Raw genomic sequence first — 19155 nt, forward strand, 5'->3', positions numbered from 1 at the left:
TGGTGAATAAAGGTGCTACAATGAAGAAAAAGACGGCGAAAGGAATATTTTATGAAAAAGATATCGTTTATACATGCGGCTGATTTGCATTTGGACAGCCCAATGGTAGGTTTAAGACACTTACCGGCAAATATCTTTACTAGAGTAAAAGAGAGTACATTTACAGCGTTAAAAAAGGTAACAGCTGCCGCGATAGAGAGACAAGTTGAGTTTGTTATCATTGCTGGAGACATATACGACGGCGAGGATCGCAGTTTACGTGCTCAAGCCCGCTTTCGGCAGGAAATGGAGAAATTGAACAAAGAGAAGATTCCTGTATATATGATTCACGGCAATCATGATCATTTAAATGGCTCTTGGGTTCACCTTGATATGCCAGAAAATGTTCATATTTTTAGCAGCAAAACGGAAACAAAGGTGCTGCAGACAAAGAGCGGAGCTGTCGTCCATTTTTATGGTTTTAGTTATGGAACAAGACATGTGTTTGAGCGGAAAATTGATGAATATCGGAAATTGGATGGTGCGGATTACCATATTGGCATTCTGCACGGAAATGAAAGTTCAGGGAAAGAACATGATAATTACGCACCTTTTACAGTAAAAGATTTGATTGAGAAAGACTTTAATTACTGGGCATTAGGACATATTCATAAGCGTGCTGAGTTATCTTATGCTCCGCCAATCATTTATCCTGGTAATATTCAGGGTAGAAATAAGAAAGAGACTGGGGAAAAAGGGTTCTATTATGTTACCTATACAGATTCGGATCCTATTCTTGAGTTTATCGAGGCTTCCGATATCATTTGGGAGGAAGTAACAGTCAATGCTGAAACTGTAGATAGTTTTGACGCACTTTTTCGATTATGTCAGTCGGCCATTCAAAGTGTGAGAAAAGAGCATAAAGGAACGATCCTATGCCTTAGATTAAAACATACTCGGCTCACAGATGTTCGTGAACAGAGAAGCATCAGCGGGGAACTGCTAGAACTTCTATTAGAGGATGAACGGGATGAGGAGTCATTTGTTTGGACCACAGATTTGAAATTAGAAGAAGTAGTAACAATCGATAAAGAAAAATTGAAGACGGAAGCAAATTTTTATGGAGAACTATTTGAGACGATTCAACAGTATGATCAGACGGAACAAGCATTAGCCTCTTTATATGAGCATCACTTAGGGAGAAAATATCTGCCGCACTTACTTGAGGCAGAAAAAGATGAGATAGTTGAAAAGGCAGAAAAGCTATTAATTGAATTACTTTATCAGGCCTAATTAAAGGAGCAGAGGCATGAAAATTATTGAAATTCACATATATGGGTATGGTCAATTAGAAAATGTAGTCATTAAATCACTATCAGATTTTCAAGTTTTCTATGGCGAGAATGAAGCGGGAAAATCAACTTTAATGGCATTTATACATGCCATTTTGTTTGGGTTTCCGACTAAACAATCCACCGAGTTGCGTTATGAACCAAAACAAAGTAACAAGTATGGCGGAAAATTAAGAATATATCATGAGGAACAGGGCTTTGCAGTCATTGAACGTGTAAAGGGAAAAGCTGCTGGTGATGTAACGGTCATGATGGATAGCGGGGCTTCCGGCGGTGAGGAGCTATTAAAAGCTTTAGTTGGAAACTTTGATAAGAACTTGTTCCAAGCAGTCTTTTCTTTTAACTTACAGGGGCTGCAGAACATACATCAGATGAGAGGAGAAGAAATTGGCAGGTTTTTGTTTTCAGCAGGAACACTTGGAACAGAACAGCTTGCTAAAGCGGAGAGTTTTTTACAAAAAGAATTAGACACTCGCTTTAAGCCGTCTGGGAAAAAACCGATCCTAAATGAAAAATTACAGGGACTTAACGAATTAAAAAAAGAGTTAAAAAAGGCGGCAGGAAGAAATAACGAGTACGAACAGCTTCAAAGAAAAAAGGATAACCTGTATATAGAAAGAATCCAAATAAATGATGTACTTCAGGAAACTAGCGAAAAGATCAATAAATTGAAAGAATGGAAGAGAATCGAGTCAGCAGTTAAAGAAGAAATCTTGATTAAAAGAGAATTGACTGAATTAGGAGATATCGGCTTTCCAACCCGTGGGATAGAAAGAATAGAAAAGCTAAATCAGCTTATTCACCCTTATAAAGCGGAGATTACGAGCCTAACCAGCCGAGTTGAGAGTTTACAAAAGGAATTGGAGGAGATCCATCCTGATTCTAAATTACTCGATAAGGAGCCAGTTATTTTAACATTATTGGATAAAGTGCCAATTATTGAACAATCAAGAATAGAGATACAGCAAAACGAACGAAAACTCTCAGAATATGATGAGCAGCTTTCCATAACAAGTGAAAAACTTCATTTGCCCTTATCGGAAGAAGAAATTCTTAAGATTAACACCAATATATATATGAAAAACCAAGTTGAAATGGTGACGCGCAAAAAACGAAAATTGGATGAAATGAAGGAAGATTTAGAAAGTCAATATCAAGAGGAAAAAAGATCACTAGAAGAAATGGAGAAAGAAGTACGTGCAGCTGAAAATTTGCTGATGTCACAAAGCGAGAGAATCAAACTGGAGGAACGGCTAAATCACAGAAATAATAGAAATGACATCGAGTGGGAATTAAAATCGGTAAGAGAGAAACTTGAGTTCTATCAAAAAGAAAATGGACGAGATCAAGCTGATAAAGACAGAATGAAGAACGAAAAAAAGATTCAGATGTCTCTTTTTGAATTAATTCTGTTCGGTGTATTCTTATACGGGCTTTTCACAAAACAGTGGTTCCTTTTGGCTGTTGGTTTATTAGGCTGTATCGGTCTGGCAATTTTCATCATAAAGGGAACGAAGCTGACTAAAGAAGATCATTTAGAGCCAACGATAAATAGCTTAAAAGAAAAAGAAAAAACATTGCAGGAAAAGCTCCGCACTGCTGAGGGCTTAGATTATCAAACACTCAAAAATCAGTTAACAGATGATAATCTAAGACGTGAGGAATGGCAGCTGCTAAAACTGAAGTTAAAGCAGCAGCAATCCCAATTTGAAAAAGTTATTTCTAAGTTTGAAGATTGGGAGTTCGCGGTATCACAAAATAAAGAAAACATCTTATCAATAAGTAATGAGTTAAACATTCCTGAGTATATTGGAACGAGTTTTTTATTCGAGGCATTTGAATACATTGAACAATATAAATCCATTTTGAGAGAGAAAAAACAGCTTGTACAAAGAATCGAGCAAATCACTTATCAACAATCAGTTGTAGAGGAAGGGCTAAGATCATTTGAAAATCTCTTTTTAGAAGAACAAGGGCATGATCTCAACAAAACTGCCTATCTCTTAAGAAAGAAACTAAAAGAAGAACACGAAAAATTAATCAAGAGCCAAGAGAGAGCAAAGAAACTTGAAGAACTAAAAGAAAATCTATCTCAAAAAGTTCAGGAACTGGAGCTTATACAAGTAGAACATAATAAACTGTTACTTGCAGCAAATGTTTCTTCAGAGCAGCAATTCTATGAAATGGGCGATAAGGCAATAAAACAAGAAGCTCTGTTTGAGAGACTACACCATCTGCAAAACCAGCTTCACTATTCCTCTCTTACAGTAAAAGAAAGGGAAGAATTTTTATCTATTCACGAGAGTGATGACTTAATAAAGCAATGGGAGCTTGAAATACAAGATTTACAAGATAAATTAAAAAATAATCAAAATGAAAATGCTGCCATCAACTATGAGATTCAAGTCTTAGAGGAGGGAGGGATGTACTCCAACCTGCTTCATCAATTTAAACAGAAAAATGATGAATTAGCGGAGGCAGCCAAAGAATGGTCAGTTTATCGCCTGGCACAAGAGATCTTGTCACAGACCATTGATAAATATAAGAATGTTCATTTACCTAGAATGCTGTCTAAAGCAGAGGAATACATGTCCTTTTTAACTGATGGCAGTTATAAAAGGATTCACTTACAGAAGACAGGGACCGGTTTTTTAGTTGAGCGGAAGGACCATACCTTGTTTGAAGCTAATGAACTTAGCCAGGCAACAACGGAGCAGTTATATGTTTCCATACGATTGGCATTGGCTGTAACTCTATATGAGAATTATCTGTTTCCTATTATCATTGATGATAGCTTTGTTAATTTTGATGCTAAAAGAACACAAAAGGTCATTGAGCTTCTTAGAAGCTTGAAAGCAAATCAAATCCTATTCTTTACCTGTCACAACCATTTACTATCCTATTTCCAAACGGAAGATGTACTTTACCTGGAAAAAGGTACTGTTCAGTTTACTTAATAGAGTAAAAGTTTAGATATGATATACTCAAACTATCGGGAGGGAGAGTGAAGAGAATGAGCAAAGGTATTTTACAGTATGATGTTGGGGAACAGGTGGAATTATTCCTCCTCATTAAAAGCTCGACAAAAGGGATGGCAAGTAACGGCAAGCCGTTTTTGACATTAATTCTTCAAGACCAAAGCGGGGAAATTGAGGCAAAGCTCTGGGATGCAGGGGCTGAGGACGAAAAGAATTATGCACCGCAAACAATAGTAAAAATAATTGGGGATGTCCACAACTATCGTGGGAAAAGTCAGTTGAAAATCAGGCAAATCCGCAAAACCGGACCTTCAGATGGAGTAAAGCTCGAGGACTTTCTTGAGACTGCACCACTCAGCCAGGAGGAAATGGTAGGGAAAATAACCCAATATATGTTTGAAATGAAAAATCCAAATATCCAGAGGATTACACGTCATTTAATAAAAAAACATCAAAAGGCCTTCCTGGAATATCCTGCTGCTACAAAAAATCACCATGAATTTGTTTCGGGACTAGCCTATCACGTTGTTAGTATGCTGGATCTGGCCAAAGCAATTGCTTCGTTATATCCTAGTCTCGATAAAGATTTACTCTATGCAGGAGTAATTTTGCATGATATGGGAAAGGTTGTTGAGTTATCGGGACCGATTTCAACAGTTTACACCATTGAAGGAAATTTACTTGGGCATATTACGATTATGATCAATGAAATTGGTAAAGCTGCGGAGGAATTGGGCATTACAGGGGAAGAGGTAATAATCCTTCAGCACTTAGTCTTAAGCCATCATGGTAAAGCAGAGTGGGGCAGCCCTAAACCCCCATTAATAAAAGAAGCAGAAATTCTTCATTATATCGATAATCTTGATGCAAAGATGAATATGCTTGATAGGGCACTAGAACGTGTAAAACCAGGAGAGTATACGGAGCGTGTATTTGCACTAGATAACCGTTCATTCTATAAACCGGTATTTCATAAGTGAATAAAAAATAACCCGAAAAGGGTTATTTTTTTTATGAACAAAAGAATATTTTAACCATCTAGGAATATGTTGTAGTAAAAGAACCCATTAAATGGACAAACCTTAACGAGGGGAGCAGGAGACATTGACTATACCTATTTGGATTTATGCAGTTGTAGCGGGAATCGTAATTAGTGCACTAATGGCAATTAAAACAGGCCGGGAAGAACGGCAAGTGGAGATGGAAAGCATCGAGCGTGAAGGAGAAGTTTATATTAAACGACTCGAGGAAGAGAAGGAAAAACGGGATGAATTGAGAGCAACAGGTGAATAAAATAAATTAGTAAAGCGGAAGCCTTTGGAGGCTTCCGCTTTTGTTCTTATTGTTGTGTAGCAGTTGTGGTATCTAGAGCATTCTTTAAGTCTTCGTCGTTAATTTTTACGTTTGCAGATTTTAGCTCAGTCTGCATAGCTTTATTGATATCATCACTTGTTAACTTAGATGATTTCACTTGATACTCGATATCACTCTTCATATCATTATAAGATTTTTTCTCTTTTTTCTCAGTAACCTGAATGATGTGATAACCGAATTGTGATTTTACTGGTGCACTAATTTCATTAACTTTAAGAGCATAAGCAGCCTTGATGAAATCTGCATCGTATTGATCTTTATTTGTGTTGGTAATGGTACCTAGATCGCCGCCGTTTGCTGCAGAAGCCGTATCAGTTGAAGATTTTTTGGCAACATCAGCAAATTTCGCACCGCCATCAAGTTGTTTCTTAATATCTAGTGCTGTTTTCTCATCTTTAACAAGGATATGGCGAACCTTAATATCAGGCTGATAAGAAGCGTAATAATCCTTTAATTCTTTGTCTGTTACCTTAACATTCTTCATTGCTGCTTTTTCTTGTAACATTCCAAGTTTCATGGTCTTCTTTAGGTCTGACTCATCTTTGTAACCATACTGCGCAAGGGTTGCATCAAAATTTGTGCCAAGCTGTTCTTTTAGATCAGCCACTTTTGCATCCAACTCTTTATCGGTAACTTTGTACTTTTTGGAAAGTACCTTTTCGTATACAAGCTGCTGAAGGGCTTGTTCACCATATCTGTCCTTCATTGTGTTGTACAGATCTTCTTGAGTTACATCCCCAGCTTTACTTTCTGCCACTGTATCTGAACTGCTTTGATTACATGCACCTAATGCAAGAACCGCGCCAGCCATTGTAAGGGCTAAAATCCATTTTTTCATGCTGAATCTCTCCTAATTAGTAATTGGTTTGTCCACAATGTTTACTATATCATAAATGGTTACAGGTGCAAAAATAAAAGATGTAAGTGTTTTTATAAAATTTCAAAAAAAGACTCACGGACTTTTCCATAAAAAAATAAGTTAAGCGCCTAAACGCAATGACCACTTGTTGAATAGTATATCTTAGCAAATGAAAAAGGAGGTTTTAAGATGAGTGGTGGATATGGTGGAGGCTTCGCTCTAATTGTAGTCCTTTTCATCCTGTTGATTATTGTTGGGGCTTCTTGGGTTTATTAATTTAAGGAAATGACAGCGAGAGGAGGTAACTAAATGTCCGGTGCAGCAGGAGGTTACGGTGGAGGATTTGCATTAGTTGTAGTCCTTTTCATCTTATTAATTATCATTGGAGCTTCATGGATTTATTAAGAATCTAAAAGCAAACAAAAGCGATGAGAATTAACTCATCGCTTCGCTTTTTATTTATAATAGTAATATTGCAACCCTAACATAAATCTTAATGATTATGTATAAAGGATTTCCAAATAAGATGAAATTAATAAAATCGTTATGAGTACATTAATGGTCCGGAATACCTTATGCTGGTTTTCCTCGGGTATTTCCTTTTGGATACAAAGGGAATTGGTCATTTTATTTACATAGAATAAAATAAAAATAGCAAAAACAATAAAAATGGAGATCATCGATGATTCCCTCCTAGATGGATTACTAAGATTTTTATCAGCGATTGATTAAAGAATATCACTGATCAAATGATAAATAAGCTTTCCGCTATTTTATAGAATAGCAAAAAACTTAAAAAAAAGATAGTAAAAAAGGATGGAAGTTTTATAGTATGGCATTTTATCTTTGAATTTTTAAGAAAAAGGGTTTACCTGCCTCTTTAAAAAGTGAATAATGAACATAGTAAAGCGGAATGAAAAGAGGCGCAAATATATGAATGAACTTGAAGTGCTATTGCAAAGAATCAATCTTCTTGAATTTCATCAGAAACTCATGGTAAAGGTTCTAACCAATCCTAATAATGATTTTTATAGGTTAATTATTGAAAACGGGATTACAGAGAAGGAAACGAATGCTTTTTACCAGTTATGCGAAAAAATAAGCATAAAATGGGCAGAACAAAAAGCGGAAGGCTACGTTAATTTCCATCCGCTTCTGAAGGAATTATCAGCTTTGTTACCAGCTAATTTAAGCATCGAAGAGGTCATTAAGGCCTGCTTGAAGCAGGGATTATACGAGCCTCTTTTTCGTGAGTTGCAAAAGTACCTATAAAGTTTAGGCTAAACTAATTCTTGTTCTGTTTTTTTAGCCTTTTTTAAAGTGCCATTTTCCTCAACAAACTCACTTTCAATATTATGAAACGAACGCTCAAAGATTTCCATAAAATCTTCGCCATAAATATTACGGACAATGGCCATCATCTCAATAATATCCGGAAACTTGCCATATAATTCACGAAGCGGTAGGGCCCCTGAAAAAGCAGCATTTCCATTTGGCTCATAAGATTCCATTGATTTAAGAAGGATCTCTTCTCCCTGTTCTGTGAGTTGAATATAGGTATTACGCTTGTCATTTTCTTTTTTTGAAAATTTCAGCAATCCCCGTTCTTCTAACTTTTTTGAAAAATTAAAAGCTGTTGAGACATGCATGACCCCAAATTTTGCAACGTCTGAGATGGAAGCTCCATTTAAATGATAAGCAATCCAGAGAATATGGTGTTCATTAATATTCAAGTCATAGGGTTTAATCCATTGCTGCCAATCTTTCTCAATTGATTTCCATAGCGCTTTGCTTAATTGTGTAATTCGTTGACTAAAAATCATCGCTTCCTTTAACGAATATTGTTTCTCGGTCATCCCCATTTTCACCTACTTTTAATTTCTCTATTTTCATTATGCCAATAAAATAAAAATTAATAAAGTATAAATTCACAAAATTTTTAGAAATCACGCAATTTTTACCTTGATTTTTAAAAATTTTGAGAATTATTGCTAATTGAGCGGTTTTATTTACCTGAATTTGAAATTTCCTCTTCCAATTCGTGAATGGTTTCCTTCATTTCAACTATCTCTTTTTGAAGATCTTGCTGGTGAGGACGAATTTCTTTTTCCCAATTGGCTAGCACGATTTTAACTTCAGATAAAAAGGTTGAAATTTGTGCACGTCCTTCTTTTGTTGCATCGACTAAAGCATCTTTAAGGTCTAATAGGTTCTTTTTAATATTCTGTAGTTGATCCGTTACAAGTTGGGAATTTTTTCTTAATTGGGTCCTGGTTACCTTGCCTGAATTTGGCGCAGTTAGTAAAAAACTGATACCAGCAGCAAGTCCTCCTGTCATTAATCCGAATAGAAATGGTTTTAGTTTCATTTTTCCTACTTCCTCCAATTAGACAAATCTCCTTTAGCTCCCCTTAATAAGTCTTTCATATGAATGGGGGCTAAATCATATAAATAGTTACAACCATTGTGGTACGAAATATTTAACAAAGCAGGGGGTTTAGCCATGAAAACTGCAGCTGTCACATTTTTTATCTTAACTGTACTGATGCTTTTAGGTACGTTTAAAAATTTATTCGCCTTAACGAGGCCTGGTGTTTATCCACCAAAACAAATATTAAAAAAAAGAGCTGCAGGGCTTGCCGGCTTTGCAATCATTTGTTTGTTAATTGCAATTTTACTGTCTTATTTATCATAGAAGTAATTTAAGAAAAGAACCCATAGGGTTCTTTTCTTAAAGCGATCACGTAATTACTTTTGAATCACGGTAGCTGATGTTGTTAATTTAGTTCTTTTCACAATCGATTGAGCTATTGGATACAAAATAACCATTACGATAGTATTTAGTACAGTTGCGGGTAATACAGCTGCTACGAATAATGCTGTGAATGGGGCAGGTAACCCTGCGATAAAGGATGCTGCACCTAAAAATACACTTCCTGAGACTAATGTGCCGATAGCTGTTAAGGCTCCCACACTAATAATCGAATTTTGGTATTTCCTTAGTACTAAAAATAGACCAAAAAAGACTAATGCAGTGATCGGCTTATCAATCATATTAGGGAATGTTCCCCCAGGAAAACTTGTTGTAATGCCAGATAATACACCAGTTACAATCGCGAGCAGCATGACGCTTTTAATCTCCGGAATGAGTATAATTCCTAAAAACATCATTGCAAGCATCATATCCGGTTTAATACTAAGGAACGCTGGCATTACGGTATGCAAGACGACACCCATTCCCGCCAAAAGTGCTAATACCACAAGATTCTTTGTATTCATTTCTCATCTCTCCTCTGCTATCCTAAGCTAATGTTTGGTCCTTCCTGCAGTGCACTCATTGCCTGCAGCGAAAAACTTAAACTCATTATAACATACTAATATAATTTTGATAAAGAAATAATTTTCAGAAAACTTGCGTTTAAACAGCAAATATAGGCTAAATTTGTTCTTTTATTTTTGCAGCCATGTCTTGTAATACTTGTGGGGTATAATCACTTTGATTGTTTTTCCAAACGGCACCAAAGCCATCACCTTTACCATAACGCGGGATTAAATGCAGATGGAAGTGAAAGACGGATTGCCCGGCATGTTCCCCGTTATTATTAACTGAGTTTAAACCTATCGGTTCAAATTCTTTCTTTAAAGCATTTGCAATAGAAGGCACCACTTCATAAAGGTTTCTGGCGATTTCTGGTGTGAGTTCATAAAGGTTTTCCTTATGTACTTTCGGAATAACAAGGGTATGGCCCTTTGTCACTTGGCTGATATCTAAAAATGCTAAAACATGTTCATTTTCAAATACCTTTGCAGCAGGGATTTCTCCATTGACAATTTTGCAAAAAATACAATCACTCATACATACAGCCCCTTTTTCAAAAAAATGTTTGTATTATTTTACCATGATTACGAGTAAAAGAAAAAGACAGGATCCGCGTGGAATCCTGCCTTCCCGAAGGGGAATGCTTCAAACTGGGTTCATTCAGGAATGTTCTTTGATAAACACCTCATTTTTCGTAGAGTGTTTTTTTATAAAGATACATCATTGTTCAAGCTGACCATCCCCTATATGTTTTTATTGGTTACCTAACCTTTAAAAACAGGACGTAGTCTGCGGTAAACACCTCATTTGTTGTTTATTTTTTTAAGATAAACAGTTGGTGTTACTTGAACTCTAAATGGTTACCATGCACATTGTACAAAACAACCATCCCCTTTTTCTGAATCGTTTAGAAGCTCACTTGTTTGAAAGGAAATTGTCTTTGACAGACACCTCATCTCAATTTTTGATGAATCACTTCATCGGAATAAGTTATTTCCCCTTCGAATATTATGATATCCACTTAATAAAGTTTTATACAAAACATGTGAAGAAAAGTTGAAAACTATTTTTATCGGTGGTTATTTGATAAAATTAGAAAAAATGGAATTCATGATAGTTAATTTCTAGTACAAGCGATAAACTTCAACGGAAGGACGTTTTGACATGGCTTTATTAACGATTGATCATCTTGTGGGAGGGTATACAAGAAATCCTGTCTTAAAAGATGTTTCTTTTGATGTAAACGAAAAAGAAATAGTTGGTCTCATTGGTTTAAATGGGGCGGGGAAAAGTACCACCATTAAACATATTATCGGGTTAATGGAACCACATAAAGGTACGATTAAAATTAACGGTCAGTCCTTTATAGAAAATAAAGAAACCTATCGCCGCTTATTGACTTATGTTCCAGAGACTCCGGTTTTATATGAGGAGCTGACATTGGATGAGCACCTAAGACTGACCGCGATGGCATATGGATTAGATGAGTCTGCATATAAAGAAAGGATTGCTCCATTGCTCTCGGAATTTCGGATGGAAAAACGTTTAAAATGGTTTCCGGCCCATTTTTCGAAGGGGATGAAACAAAAGGTCATGATTATGTGTGCCTTTTTGGTTCAGCCGTCTCTGTATATTGTAGACGAACCATTTGTGGGATTGGATCCCCTTGGGATCCAATCACTTCTTGACTTAATGAAAAAAATGAAGGAAAACGGTGCCGGCATACTCATGTCTACACATATACTTGCCACAGCAGAAAAATACTGTGACCGTTTTGTCATTTTACATGAAGGGAAAATCCGCGCCAAAGGTACACTTAGTGAACTGAGGGAACAATTCTCGATGCCAGCAGCTTCTTTAGATGATTTGTATATTCAATTAACAAAGGAAGAAAATTATGTTTGACGAAAATAAGCTTTGGAGAGACCGGGCCGGCGGCCGCATGAAGGATTTAAGCAGATATTTACGCTATATTTTCAATGGTCATCTGGTCATTGTTCTGCTATTTTTGATTGGAACCGCGGCATTTTATTACCAGGAATGGATTAAGAATTTATCAACAAGTTTCCCAGCCGAGCTAGTTTTAGCTGTGATACTCGGTTTATTTGTTACATATAGTCCTGTTTATAATTTTCTGCTTGAAGCAGATAAGGTGTTCTTACTACCGCTAGAGGAGAAATTAAAAGGGTATTTCCTGCGTTCCGGGTTTGCAAGCATCGTCCTGCAAGGGTATATCTTATTAATGGTTTTTGCTGTTTTAATGCCTATGTATGCGCATGTCAACGGGAACGGATTTGGTTCCTTTATCCCTTTTTTCTTGATATTGCTTCTGGTGAAGGCTTGGAATTTAGCATCCGCATGGAAAATCCTTTTTTTTGTGGAGCTCTCCGTTCAACGCTGGGATTTTATCGTTCGCTATTTAATAAATACCATATTCGCGTATCTATTGTTTAAAGAGGCAAATCTTTTTATCCTCTTGGCAATTGGATTAATTATGGTCTTTTATTATTACTCCTTTCATGTTCGAACGTTCAAAATGGGGTTAAAATGGGATCAATTGATTGAGGCAGAAGAAAAGAGGATGGCATCTTTTTATCGGTTAGCCAATTTATTTACAGATGTACCAAAATTAAAAGATACCGTTAAGAGAAGAAAATACCTTGATTTTTTCATCAGTAAAATTCCATTTCTTCAAGAGAAAACATATTTGTATTTGTTTTCAAGAACGTTTTTGCGCTCCTCCGACTATCTAGGACTTTTTGTACGCTTAACGGTTATAGGGGCAATTGGGATCTATTTTATTTCATTCGGAATTGGACAACTATTACTTACCATCTTATTTCTATACTTAACGGGATTTCAGCTGCTGCCTCTATGGAATCACCATCAAAATAAACTGTGGGTCGACTTATATCCAGTTCCACAGCAAGAGAAGACTGCTTCTTTCCATTTTTTATTAATGATAATATTAGTGATTCAAACCTTCATTTTCGCGATATTCATTATGATAAAGGGAGAATGGTTCTATTCTCTGCTTGCTTTAGGCTTAGGTGTGGTGTTTAGCTATGTATTTGTTTATTCGTATAGTAAAAGCCGCTTAAGAAAATAATCGAATGACTTCCCCCTTTATGGGGGATTTTTTTTTTGAAACTATTGGACGGTTCCCACGTATTGAAACATAAATATTAAGTGAAAGGAGAGGGTCCTCTTGAACGAATATGAATTAAAAATTTATGACGAAGTGCAAGAATGGAAACGAAGACTGATCAGGCGGTCAGGAATGATGAATCGGTTATCCAAAAAAGCTCAAGTGAAAATAAATGAGTGGATACCTGAAAAAGTTCATGAAATGATGACAGAAAGCATTAAGGCAATGGTAAAGACCACTCTTTTTGGGTCGCAGCTGACTACTAGTAAGGACCATGCTGCCGGACTAACGCTGGAAGAAAAAGATGAATTAGTCCGGAAAAAGATGGCTGTTTATCAAAAAACGGCCATTGTTGAAGGAGCTGGGACAGGAGCAGGAGGGATATTACTGGGGCTGGCTGATTTTCCATTACTCTTAACCATTAAAATGAAATTTCTCTTCGAAGCAGCCTCTATTTATGGATTTGATACAAGAAGCTATGAAGAGAGATTATTTATTCTCCATGTATTTCAATTAGCTTTTTCAAGCGATGACATTCGAAAAAACACTTTATTGGAAATTGAACAATGGGAAAATAGAAAGGAAGAGCTCTCAGAAATGGACTGGCGGAAGTTTCAGCAGGAATACAGGGATTATATTGACCTCGCAAAACTCTTTCAGCTTGTACCAGGAATCGGAGCGTTTGTCGGTGCCTATGCCAACAATAATCTCTTAAAAACGTTAGGGGAAACAGCAATGAATGCCTATCGCTTAAGACTGCTGCAAAAAGCCCCTGAATTATAATCAGGGGCAATGGATGTTTATTCGTTATGGACTTTTAAGCTTAAGGAACCCAATGTTTTTGCGGCAATTAACATTGCTTTTTCATCAATATCAAATTTAGGATGGTGATGCGGGTATCCATCTTCTTCTCGTACGGGCTTTGCACCGGTGAAAAAGAAGGTGCCAGGCACTTTTTCTAAGTAATAAGCAAAGTCTTCCCCACCCATTTGTGGTTCAGTTTCTTCAATATTTTGAACCTCTGGCACATGCCCGGCACATCCGATGAGAAAATTGGTTTCTTTTTCATGGTTCACGACAGCAGGATAACCTCTAATAAAGTCAAACTGATAAGAACTTCCTGCAGTGTAACAAGTACCTTGGATAATTCTTTCCATTTCAACTTCAATAAACTGCCTCAGCTCTTCATTAAAGGTCCGAACGGTGCCTGTCAGCTTGGCTTTATCAGCAATCACATTAAAAGCATTATCAGCAATAAACGATGCTACTGTAACTACCGCTGCATCAACAGGATTCATTTTGCGGCTGACAATTTGCTGGAGATTTACAACAAGCTGGGAGGCTGTCAATATGGCGTCCCTAGTTTTATGCGGCTGGGCGCCGTGCCCGCCCTTCCCTTGAATCTCTATTTCAAAACGATCGGCAGCCGCCATAATTGGACCTGTTCGGTATTGAATTGTTCCGGTTGGTTCACTTGCCCATAGGTGGGTACCGAAAATGACATCCACGCCTTCTAAACAGCCTGCTTCAATCATGCTTGCCGCCCCGCCTGGTGCATATTCCTCGGCGTGTTGATGAATAAAAACATAAGTACCTTCTAATTCATCCCTGAGTTCATGTAAGGTTTTTGCCAGAACAAGCAGGGTAGCTGTATGTCCGTCATGTCCACAGGCATGCATGACACCGGGAACTAAGGATTTATATGGAACGTCCTTTTCATCTTGAATCGGCAGGGCATCAAAATCTGCCCGTAATGCGACCGTCTTACCGGGTTTTTTACCATAAACTTTTGCAACAACCCCATTACCGCCAACCTGCCCTTTTACTTCAATATTTAAATTCTCATAATAGGCTTGAATATATTCAGCGGTGTTATATTCTTGAAAGGACAACTCGGGATGCTGATGGAGATAGCGCCGGATGGCGACCATGTCATCATAATAACCTTCTAATTTAGAAAACAGGTTGTTCAACATATGTAATCCTCCCTTTTGGTAGAATAGTAAGAATCTATTTTCAAACAATTTTAACACTTTTAACATGATAATATAGATTTTTACATTTATTTTTTTTATACTTTTAAAAGTATGCAAAAAACAGTTTCAAAGGGATGGGGAGATTTTTTTGAGAAAGAAATCGTTTATTTTTCTAATACTTGCCGTTTTCATTGCATTATTTACATCTATTAAGGTCGCTTTACACGGCTCTTTCTGGATCGATTCATATGTTGCCGGCCTTTTTTCACATGTACCCGATGCACTCATTCCATTTTTTATTCAAGTCACCGAATTGGGAGATAAGCTTGGAATCGGGATTGTCGCTTTGATTATGCTAGTCTGGTTATTGCTCTTAAAACGCAATTATCCTGGGGCAGCAATGTTGGCATTATCGGTAGCCTTAGGGAATGAAGCTAGTAAACTAATAAAAGATTGGCTGGTTCGTCCGAGACCTGATTTAGAACACCTTGTTCATGTGAAAAGCTACAGCTATCCAAGCGGTCATGCCATGGTGGGGATGATCCTTTACTTTACGTGCGCCTATTTACTGATCGAGGCCATTCAGTCGAAATCAGCAAAATGGCTGATTGCACTTTTGGCTGCCGTTTTACTACTCCTCATTGGTGCAAGCCGGATTATTTTACAAGTCCATTATCCTTCTGATGTATTTGGTGGGTATGCACTAGGTTTTATTTGGACTTCTATCTGGATATTTTTCTATAAATACTTTAAAAATCGATATGAGAAGAAGAGGCCGAGTTAACCCCGGCCTCTTCTTTATATTAGAAACATCGCAACAATGGTTGTAACCAACAGGCCGATACAGACTGGAACAAGATTTCGTCTGGCCAATTCAAACGGATCTACATTACAAATGGCAGCTGCAGGTATTAAAGCCCAAGGGACAAGAGTTCCGCCGCCTACCCAAATAGCTGCAATTTGCCCTAGAGCTGTCAGTGTCGCGGCACCCTTGCCGATGGCAGCAGCAAACAACCCGGCAATCGATCCAGCAAGCGAAATTCCTGAGAAGCCTGAACCGTCTAAGCCGGTAATCGCTCCAACGGCAGTGAGTGTGATTGCTCCTACTTGTTTACTTAACGGTACAATATTTGCAAGGGCTATACCCAAATCATTAACAATGCCGTGGGAGGCTTTTGGTAAATATTCTCCGATGATTGTTGTAAAACCGCTGTCCCCTAAATAGAAGAAGGCGGCAATCGGAATCACAGGACCAAACACCTTAAATCCAAACTGAAATCCTTCAATTAAATATTGCGTTGTTTTTTCAAGGCCTTTGTTTTTATGGCTAGTGAGGGTAATGAGAAGCAGGATGAGTATGGAAGTTCCGCCCACTAAGGCTGTAGCATCTCCGCCGGTTAAATTGAGAACGGTCATAGCAGCTACGTCCGCCACAAATAATATCGGCACCAAAATAGCGAAGAAACGTCTTTGGGCAAGAGTTAAGAGGCTGGGTTTTTCATTGTCAGACGAGTCGGGCAAAACGGTTGAAGTGGATTGAAGGGTTCCGCGTTTTAAATCCCTTCTTAAAAAATAGAAGGCAGTAACCGTGGTGACAATCCCCATGACAAAAACGAGTGGGATACTGGCGTCTAAAACTTCTTGGACCGGGAGTCCGGCGGCATCTGCCGTTAGTTTAGGCGCCGCTTGGATAACAAAGTCTCCTGATAGAGCGATTCCGTGTCCGAACAGGTTCATGGCCATGGCAACTCCCAGGGCAGGCAGACCAGCTCTGATCGCCACTGGAAGTAAAACTGCACCTAGCAGAGCAACAGCAGGGGATGGCCAAAAGAACCAAGAAATCACCATCATTAAGATACCAATCGTCCAGTAAGCAAGACCTGGATTACGGATCAACTTTCGAAAAGGTGAAATCATAACATCATTTATTCCGGTTGACGTTAGCGTATGGCTCATTGCAACAATGATAGAAATAACAAGAATGGTTGATAACAATTCTGTAATAGCATAGCTAAAGCTATTAAAAATACTGCTGATGGAGTGACTTAAACTTCCTGTTGCTGTCAGAGCAATCAAGAAGATCCCGAGAATACAAACAATGCTGGTGTCCCTTCTCATAACCATAAAGCCAATGATTAAAAGAATAAAAGCAACATAGATCCAATGAAGGGCTGTAAGTTCAATAAGCATATTTATCCTCCTTTCTGATCATAAAAGGGCTATAGCCCTTTTTATGGTGTAATACAGAATATGTAATCACCGCTAAGTGGTGAGGTGGAGAAATAAAAAAAATGGAGTCAGAGAACTCCATTTTGCCTTAACGTATTTAATTTTTTCCCGCCATTGTATATTTGCTTAGATAGGGTGTGCCTGTTAAAATCTTTTGCGTCGCGTCGAAGCCAGCTTTTAGCTGATCAAAAATGGAATTAGAACTCTGCCATTTTTGATACAAGACTTTGCTTTCCCATAAAGTTAAGATGATATAAGGAGAAGAGGTTAAAGGCCGAAGTAATCGCAGTGCTGTCAGACCTTGGGCGGTTACGACCGATCCTGTGAGTTGTTTGAACTGATGTTCAAATAATGGCCGTCCTTCATCTGAAACGGATATGTTATTCATTACAACAAATCCTTCATTTTTCAATTCTCCATAGGATTCCAAAACTTCGTATTTGCGCGGTTCGTTAAAGACGGCGGGGACCTTGGTTTCATGGAGCAGGACCGCACCATTTTCATTCATCATTGCGTACATGTGTTCATTGGGATATTTGTCCTCAATTTTTCTTAAATAATCCAGTGTACCAGCAGTAATATAAATATTCATATGTTTCTCACCCCTAAAATGAATTCTCTATACAATATACTTCCCTATTTTCAGTATGCACCTATATGTTTAGACAAAATTGGTAAGTTAAAAACGACTTTTTTTTGACAGATACTATTGAAACCTATACAGCAGACAGGTTTAATCGATATATTGAAGTCAGCTCATGTATCAATGGTTTTTAATTTTTACTTCAATATATTAAAATGGAAAACAGACAGTCTTTGAAAGGTGGACATTCTTCATGACAAGAACCATTAATGAAACATTTTTAAAAGCCGCTAGAGGTGAAAAAACAGATCATGTACCTGTATGGTATATGCGGCAGGCTGGCCGCTCGCAGCCAGAGTATAGAGAGATAAAAGAAAAATATTCCTTATTTGAAATTACTCATCAGCCTGAGCTTTGTGCCTATGTTACACGCCTGCCTGTGGAACAATATAACGTTGATGCCGCCATTTTATATAAAGATATTATGACACCGCTCCCAGCGATTGGGGTGGATGTAGAAATTAAGGGCGGTGTTGGCCCCGTCATTGATCAACCGATTCGTTCTTTGGCCGATGTAGAAAAATTGGGCGAAATACATCCGGAAGAAGACGTTCCATATGTATTGGAAACAATCAAATTACTAACACAAGAACAGTTAAATGTACCATTAATCGGTTTCTCTGGTGCGCCATTTACGCTTGCCAGCTATATGATAGAGGGCGGCCCATCCAAAAACTATAATAAAACAAAAGCATTTATGTATTCGGAGCCTAAGGCTTGGTTTGCGTTAATGGACAAACTTGGCGTTATGATTATTACATATGTTAAGTCACAAATTAATGCCGGTGCAAAAGCCATTCAAATCTTTGATTCCTGGGTAGGTGCCTTGAATGTAGAAGATTACCGTTATTTTATCAAACCGATTATGAATCGAATCTTCACTTCCTTAAAAGAAGAAAATGTTCCGTTAATTATGTTTGGCGTAGGGGCAAGCCATCTTGCCTTAGAATGGAATGATCTGCCGCTCGATGTGGTCGGTTTAGATTGGCGGTTACCTATTCGAGAAGCAAGAGAATTGGGTATCCATAAAACTGTCCAAGGCAACCTTGATCCAGCGATTCTTTTGGCTCCATGGGAAGTCATTGAAGAGAGAGCTAAAGAAATCTTAGACCAAGGCATGGCACAAGACGGGTATATCTTTAATTTAGGTCATGGTGTGTTTCCTTCAGTAAATCCGGACACATTGAAAAGGCTGACTTCTTTTATTCATGAATATTCAGCAGCCAAATTGAGCCGCTGATTTTAAAAAAATAAGTCATTAAATTGGTAAGCAGTCCGATTTTTTGGCACAATATAAT

At 37.7% G+C, this 19155-nt stretch carries 21 protein-coding genes and 1 pseudogene; 13 read left to right on the forward strand and 9 right to left on the reverse strand.

All coding sequences use genetic code 11. The features are described from left to right. Positions 1-51 precede the first annotated feature (51 nt). The 4 genes from GXK58_RS18275 to GXK58_RS18290 all read left to right on the forward strand — a co-directional run bounded on the left by GXK58_RS18275 (position 52) and on the right by GXK58_RS18290 (position 5602). A complete protein-coding gene (locus GXK58_RS18275; RefSeq protein WP_160724613.1) occupies positions 52-1272 on the forward strand; it encodes a metallophosphoesterase family protein in 1221 nt (406 codons plus the stop codon). A gap of 16 nt (positions 1273-1288) precedes the next feature. Next, a complete protein-coding gene (locus tag GXK58_RS18280) occupies positions 1289-4288 on the forward strand; it encodes an AAA family ATPase (protein ID WP_160724614.1) in 3000 nt (999 codons plus the stop codon). A 56-nt stretch (positions 4289-4344) separates the two neighbouring features. Beyond that, positions 4345-5289: a 3'-5' exoribonuclease YhaM gene (gene yhaM, locus GXK58_RS18285; RefSeq protein WP_160724615.1), complete on the forward strand. Its 945-nt coding sequence runs from the start codon at positions 4345-4347 to the stop codon at positions 5287-5289. 124 nt (positions 5290-5413) lie between these two features. After that, positions 5414-5602: a sporulation YhaL family protein gene (locus GXK58_RS18290; RefSeq protein ID WP_160724616.1), complete on the forward strand. Its 189-nt coding sequence runs from the start codon at positions 5414-5416 to the stop codon at positions 5600-5602. A 46-nt stretch (positions 5603-5648) separates the two neighbouring features. Here GXK58_RS18290 and GXK58_RS18295 read toward each other — a convergent pair whose 3' ends face one another. After that, positions 5649-6521, reverse strand: a complete 873-nt coding sequence (locus GXK58_RS18295; protein WP_160724617.1) for a peptidylprolyl isomerase — start codon at positions 6519-6521, stop codon at positions 5649-5651. 210 nt (positions 6522-6731) lie between these two features. On the opposite strand from GXK58_RS18295, the gene GXK58_RS18300 reads away from it, so the two are divergent. Together GXK58_RS18300 and GXK58_RS18305 are read left to right on the forward strand one after the other, a co-directional pair. After that, entirely contained in the window at positions 6732-6818 is an 87-nt protein-coding gene (locus GXK58_RS18300) for a YjcZ family sporulation protein (RefSeq protein ID WP_160724698.1), read from the forward strand. Positions 6819-6857: 39 nt separating this feature from the next. Beyond that, a pseudogene (locus GXK58_RS18305) lies at positions 6858-6947 on the forward strand (YjcZ family sporulation protein); the annotation flags it as partial. A 95-nt stretch (positions 6948-7042) separates the two neighbouring features. Here GXK58_RS18305 and GXK58_RS18310 read toward each other — a convergent pair. Further along, positions 7043-7222 (reverse strand): hypothetical protein, encoded by a 180-nt coding sequence (locus tag GXK58_RS18310; RefSeq protein ID WP_098529757.1) that lies wholly within the window; start codon positions 7220-7222, stop codon positions 7043-7045. A 253-nt stretch (positions 7223-7475) separates the two neighbouring features. Here GXK58_RS18310 and GXK58_RS18315 point away from each other — a divergent pair, with 253 nt between their 5' ends. Then, positions 7476-7814, forward strand: a complete 339-nt coding sequence (locus tag GXK58_RS18315; protein WP_160724619.1) for a DUF1878 family protein — start codon at positions 7476-7478, stop codon at positions 7812-7814. An 8-nt stretch (positions 7815-7822) separates the two neighbouring features. Here GXK58_RS18315 and GXK58_RS18320 read toward each other — a convergent pair whose 3' ends face one another. Together GXK58_RS18320 and GXK58_RS18325 are read right to left on the reverse strand one after the other, a co-directional pair. Further along, a complete protein-coding gene (locus GXK58_RS18320; protein WP_160724620.1) occupies positions 7823-8398 on the reverse strand; it encodes an HTH-type transcriptional regulator Hpr in 576 nt (191 codons plus the stop codon). A gap of 149 nt (positions 8399-8547) precedes the next feature. Beyond that, the gene (locus tag GXK58_RS18325; protein WP_160724621.1) at positions 8548-8910 is read right to left on the reverse strand and encodes a YtxH domain-containing protein; all 363 of its coding nucleotides are present in this window, start codon (positions 8908-8910) and stop codon (positions 8548-8550) included. A gap of 135 nt (positions 8911-9045) precedes the next feature. Here GXK58_RS18325 and GXK58_RS18330 point away from each other — a divergent pair, with 135 nt between their 5' ends. Then, positions 9046-9237 (forward strand): hypothetical protein, encoded by a 192-nt coding sequence (locus GXK58_RS18330; protein ID WP_160724622.1) that lies wholly within the window; start codon positions 9046-9048, stop codon positions 9235-9237. Between the two features lie 53 nt (positions 9238-9290). Here GXK58_RS18330 and GXK58_RS18335 read toward each other — a convergent pair whose 3' ends face one another. Further along, a complete protein-coding gene (locus tag GXK58_RS18335) occupies positions 9291-9821 on the reverse strand; it encodes a tryptophan transporter (protein WP_160724623.1) in 531 nt (176 codons plus the stop codon). A gap of 157 nt (positions 9822-9978) precedes the next feature. Beyond that, positions 9979-10398, reverse strand: a complete 420-nt coding sequence (locus tag GXK58_RS18340; RefSeq protein WP_160724624.1) for an HIT family protein — start codon at positions 10396-10398, stop codon at positions 9979-9981. A gap of 627 nt (positions 10399-11025) precedes the next feature. On the opposite strand from GXK58_RS18340, the gene GXK58_RS18345 reads away from it, so the two are divergent. The 3 genes from GXK58_RS18345 to GXK58_RS18355 all read left to right on the forward strand — a co-directional run bounded on the left by GXK58_RS18345 (position 11026) and on the right by GXK58_RS18355 (position 13792). Next, on the forward strand, positions 11026-11766 hold the full coding sequence (locus GXK58_RS18345; protein ID WP_160724625.1) for an ABC transporter ATP-binding protein: 741 nt from the start codon (positions 11026-11028) through the stop codon (positions 11764-11766). Continuing rightward, entirely contained in the window at positions 11759-12970 is a 1212-nt protein-coding gene (locus GXK58_RS18350) for an ABC transporter permease (protein ID WP_160724626.1), read from the forward strand. The genes GXK58_RS18345 and GXK58_RS18350 overlap by 8 nt, the downstream gene beginning before the upstream one ends. A gap of 99 nt (positions 12971-13069) precedes the next feature. Then, on the forward strand, positions 13070-13792 hold the full coding sequence (locus tag GXK58_RS18355; protein ID WP_160724627.1) for an EcsC family protein: 723 nt from the start codon (positions 13070-13072) through the stop codon (positions 13790-13792). A 17-nt stretch (positions 13793-13809) separates the two neighbouring features. Here GXK58_RS18355 and GXK58_RS18360 read toward each other — a convergent pair whose 3' ends face one another. After that, a complete protein-coding gene (locus tag GXK58_RS18360; RefSeq protein ID WP_160724628.1) occupies positions 13810-14985 on the reverse strand; it encodes a M20 family metallopeptidase in 1176 nt (391 codons plus the stop codon). A 148-nt stretch (positions 14986-15133) separates the two neighbouring features. Here GXK58_RS18360 and GXK58_RS18365 point away from each other — a divergent pair, with 148 nt between their 5' ends. Then, positions 15134-15769 (forward strand): phosphatase PAP2 family protein, encoded by a 636-nt coding sequence (locus GXK58_RS18365; RefSeq protein ID WP_160724629.1) that lies wholly within the window; start codon positions 15134-15136, stop codon positions 15767-15769. A 14-nt stretch (positions 15770-15783) separates the two neighbouring features. On the opposite strand, the gene GXK58_RS18370 is transcribed toward GXK58_RS18365, so the two are convergent. After that, positions 15784-17175 (reverse strand): hypothetical protein, encoded by a 1392-nt coding sequence (locus GXK58_RS18370; RefSeq protein ID WP_160724630.1) that lies wholly within the window; start codon positions 17173-17175, stop codon positions 15784-15786. Positions 17176-17311: 136 nt separating this feature from the next. Beyond that, on the reverse strand, positions 17312-17806 hold the full coding sequence (locus GXK58_RS18375; protein WP_160724631.1) for an antibiotic biosynthesis monooxygenase family protein: 495 nt from the start codon (positions 17804-17806) through the stop codon (positions 17312-17314). 244 nt (positions 17807-18050) lie between these two features. On the opposite strand from GXK58_RS18375, the gene hemE reads away from it, so the two are divergent. Next, positions 18051-19097, forward strand: coding sequence for a uroporphyrinogen decarboxylase (gene hemE / locus GXK58_RS18380; RefSeq protein ID WP_160724632.1), 1047 nt, complete (start codon positions 18051-18053; stop codon positions 19095-19097). Positions 19098-19155: the final 58 nt, after the last annotated feature.

The sequence above is a fragment of the Bacillus sp. USDA818B3_A genome, from assembly GCF_009928415.1.
Lineage (GTDB): Bacteria > Bacillota > Bacilli > Bacillales > Cytobacillaceae > Neobacillus.

Coding starts and splice junctions, on each gene's coding strand:
- GXK58_RS18275 (WP_160724613.1), top strand. CDS start 52: ATGAAAAAGATATCGTTTATACATGCGGCTGATTTGCATTTGGACAGC.
- GXK58_RS18280 (WP_160724614.1), top strand. CDS start 1,289: ATGAAAATTATTGAAATTCACATATATGGGTATGGTCAATTAGAAAAT.
- yhaM (WP_160724615.1), top strand. CDS start 4,345: ATGAGCAAAGGTATTTTACAGTATGATGTTGGGGAACAGGTGGAATTA.
- GXK58_RS18295 (WP_160724617.1), bottom strand. CDS start 6,521: ATGAAAAAATGGATTTTAGCCCTTACAATGGCTGGCGCGGTTCTTGCA.
- GXK58_RS18300 (WP_160724698.1), top strand. CDS start 6,732: ATGAGTGGTGGATATGGTGGAGGCTTCGCTCTAATTGTAGTCCTTTTC.
- GXK58_RS18310 (WP_098529757.1), bottom strand. CDS start 7,222: ATGATCTCCATTTTTATTGTTTTTGCTATTTTTATTTTATTCTATGTA.
- GXK58_RS18315 (WP_160724619.1), top strand. CDS start 7,476: ATGAATGAACTTGAAGTGCTATTGCAAAGAATCAATCTTCTTGAATTT.
- GXK58_RS18320 (WP_160724620.1), bottom strand. CDS start 8,398: ATGACCGAGAAACAATATTCGTTAAAGGAAGCGATGATTTTTAGTCAA.
- GXK58_RS18325 (WP_160724621.1), bottom strand. CDS start 8,910: ATGAAACTAAAACCATTTCTATTCGGATTAATGACAGGAGGACTTGCT.
- GXK58_RS18330 (WP_160724622.1), top strand. CDS start 9,046: ATGAAAACTGCAGCTGTCACATTTTTTATCTTAACTGTACTGATGCTT.
- GXK58_RS18335 (WP_160724623.1), bottom strand. CDS start 9,821: ATGAATACAAAGAATCTTGTGGTATTAGCACTTTTGGCGGGAATGGGT.
- GXK58_RS18340 (WP_160724624.1), bottom strand. CDS start 10,398: ATGAGTGATTGTATTTTTTGCAAAATTGTCAATGGAGAAATCCCTGCT.
- GXK58_RS18345 (WP_160724625.1), top strand. CDS start 11,026: ATGGCTTTATTAACGATTGATCATCTTGTGGGAGGGTATACAAGAAAT.
- GXK58_RS18350 (WP_160724626.1), top strand. CDS start 11,759: ATGTTTGACGAAAATAAGCTTTGGAGAGACCGGGCCGGCGGCCGCATG.
- GXK58_RS18360 (WP_160724628.1), bottom strand. CDS start 14,985: ATGTTGAACAACCTGTTTTCTAAATTAGAAGGTTATTATGATGACATG.
- GXK58_RS18370 (WP_160724630.1), bottom strand. CDS start 17,175: ATGCTTATTGAACTTACAGCCCTTCATTGGATCTATGTTGCTTTTATT.
- GXK58_RS18375 (WP_160724631.1), bottom strand. CDS start 17,806: ATGAATATTTATATTACTGCTGGTACACTGGATTATTTAAGAAAAATT.
- hemE (WP_160724632.1), top strand. CDS start 18,051: ATGACAAGAACCATTAATGAAACATTTTTAAAAGCCGCTAGAGGTGAA.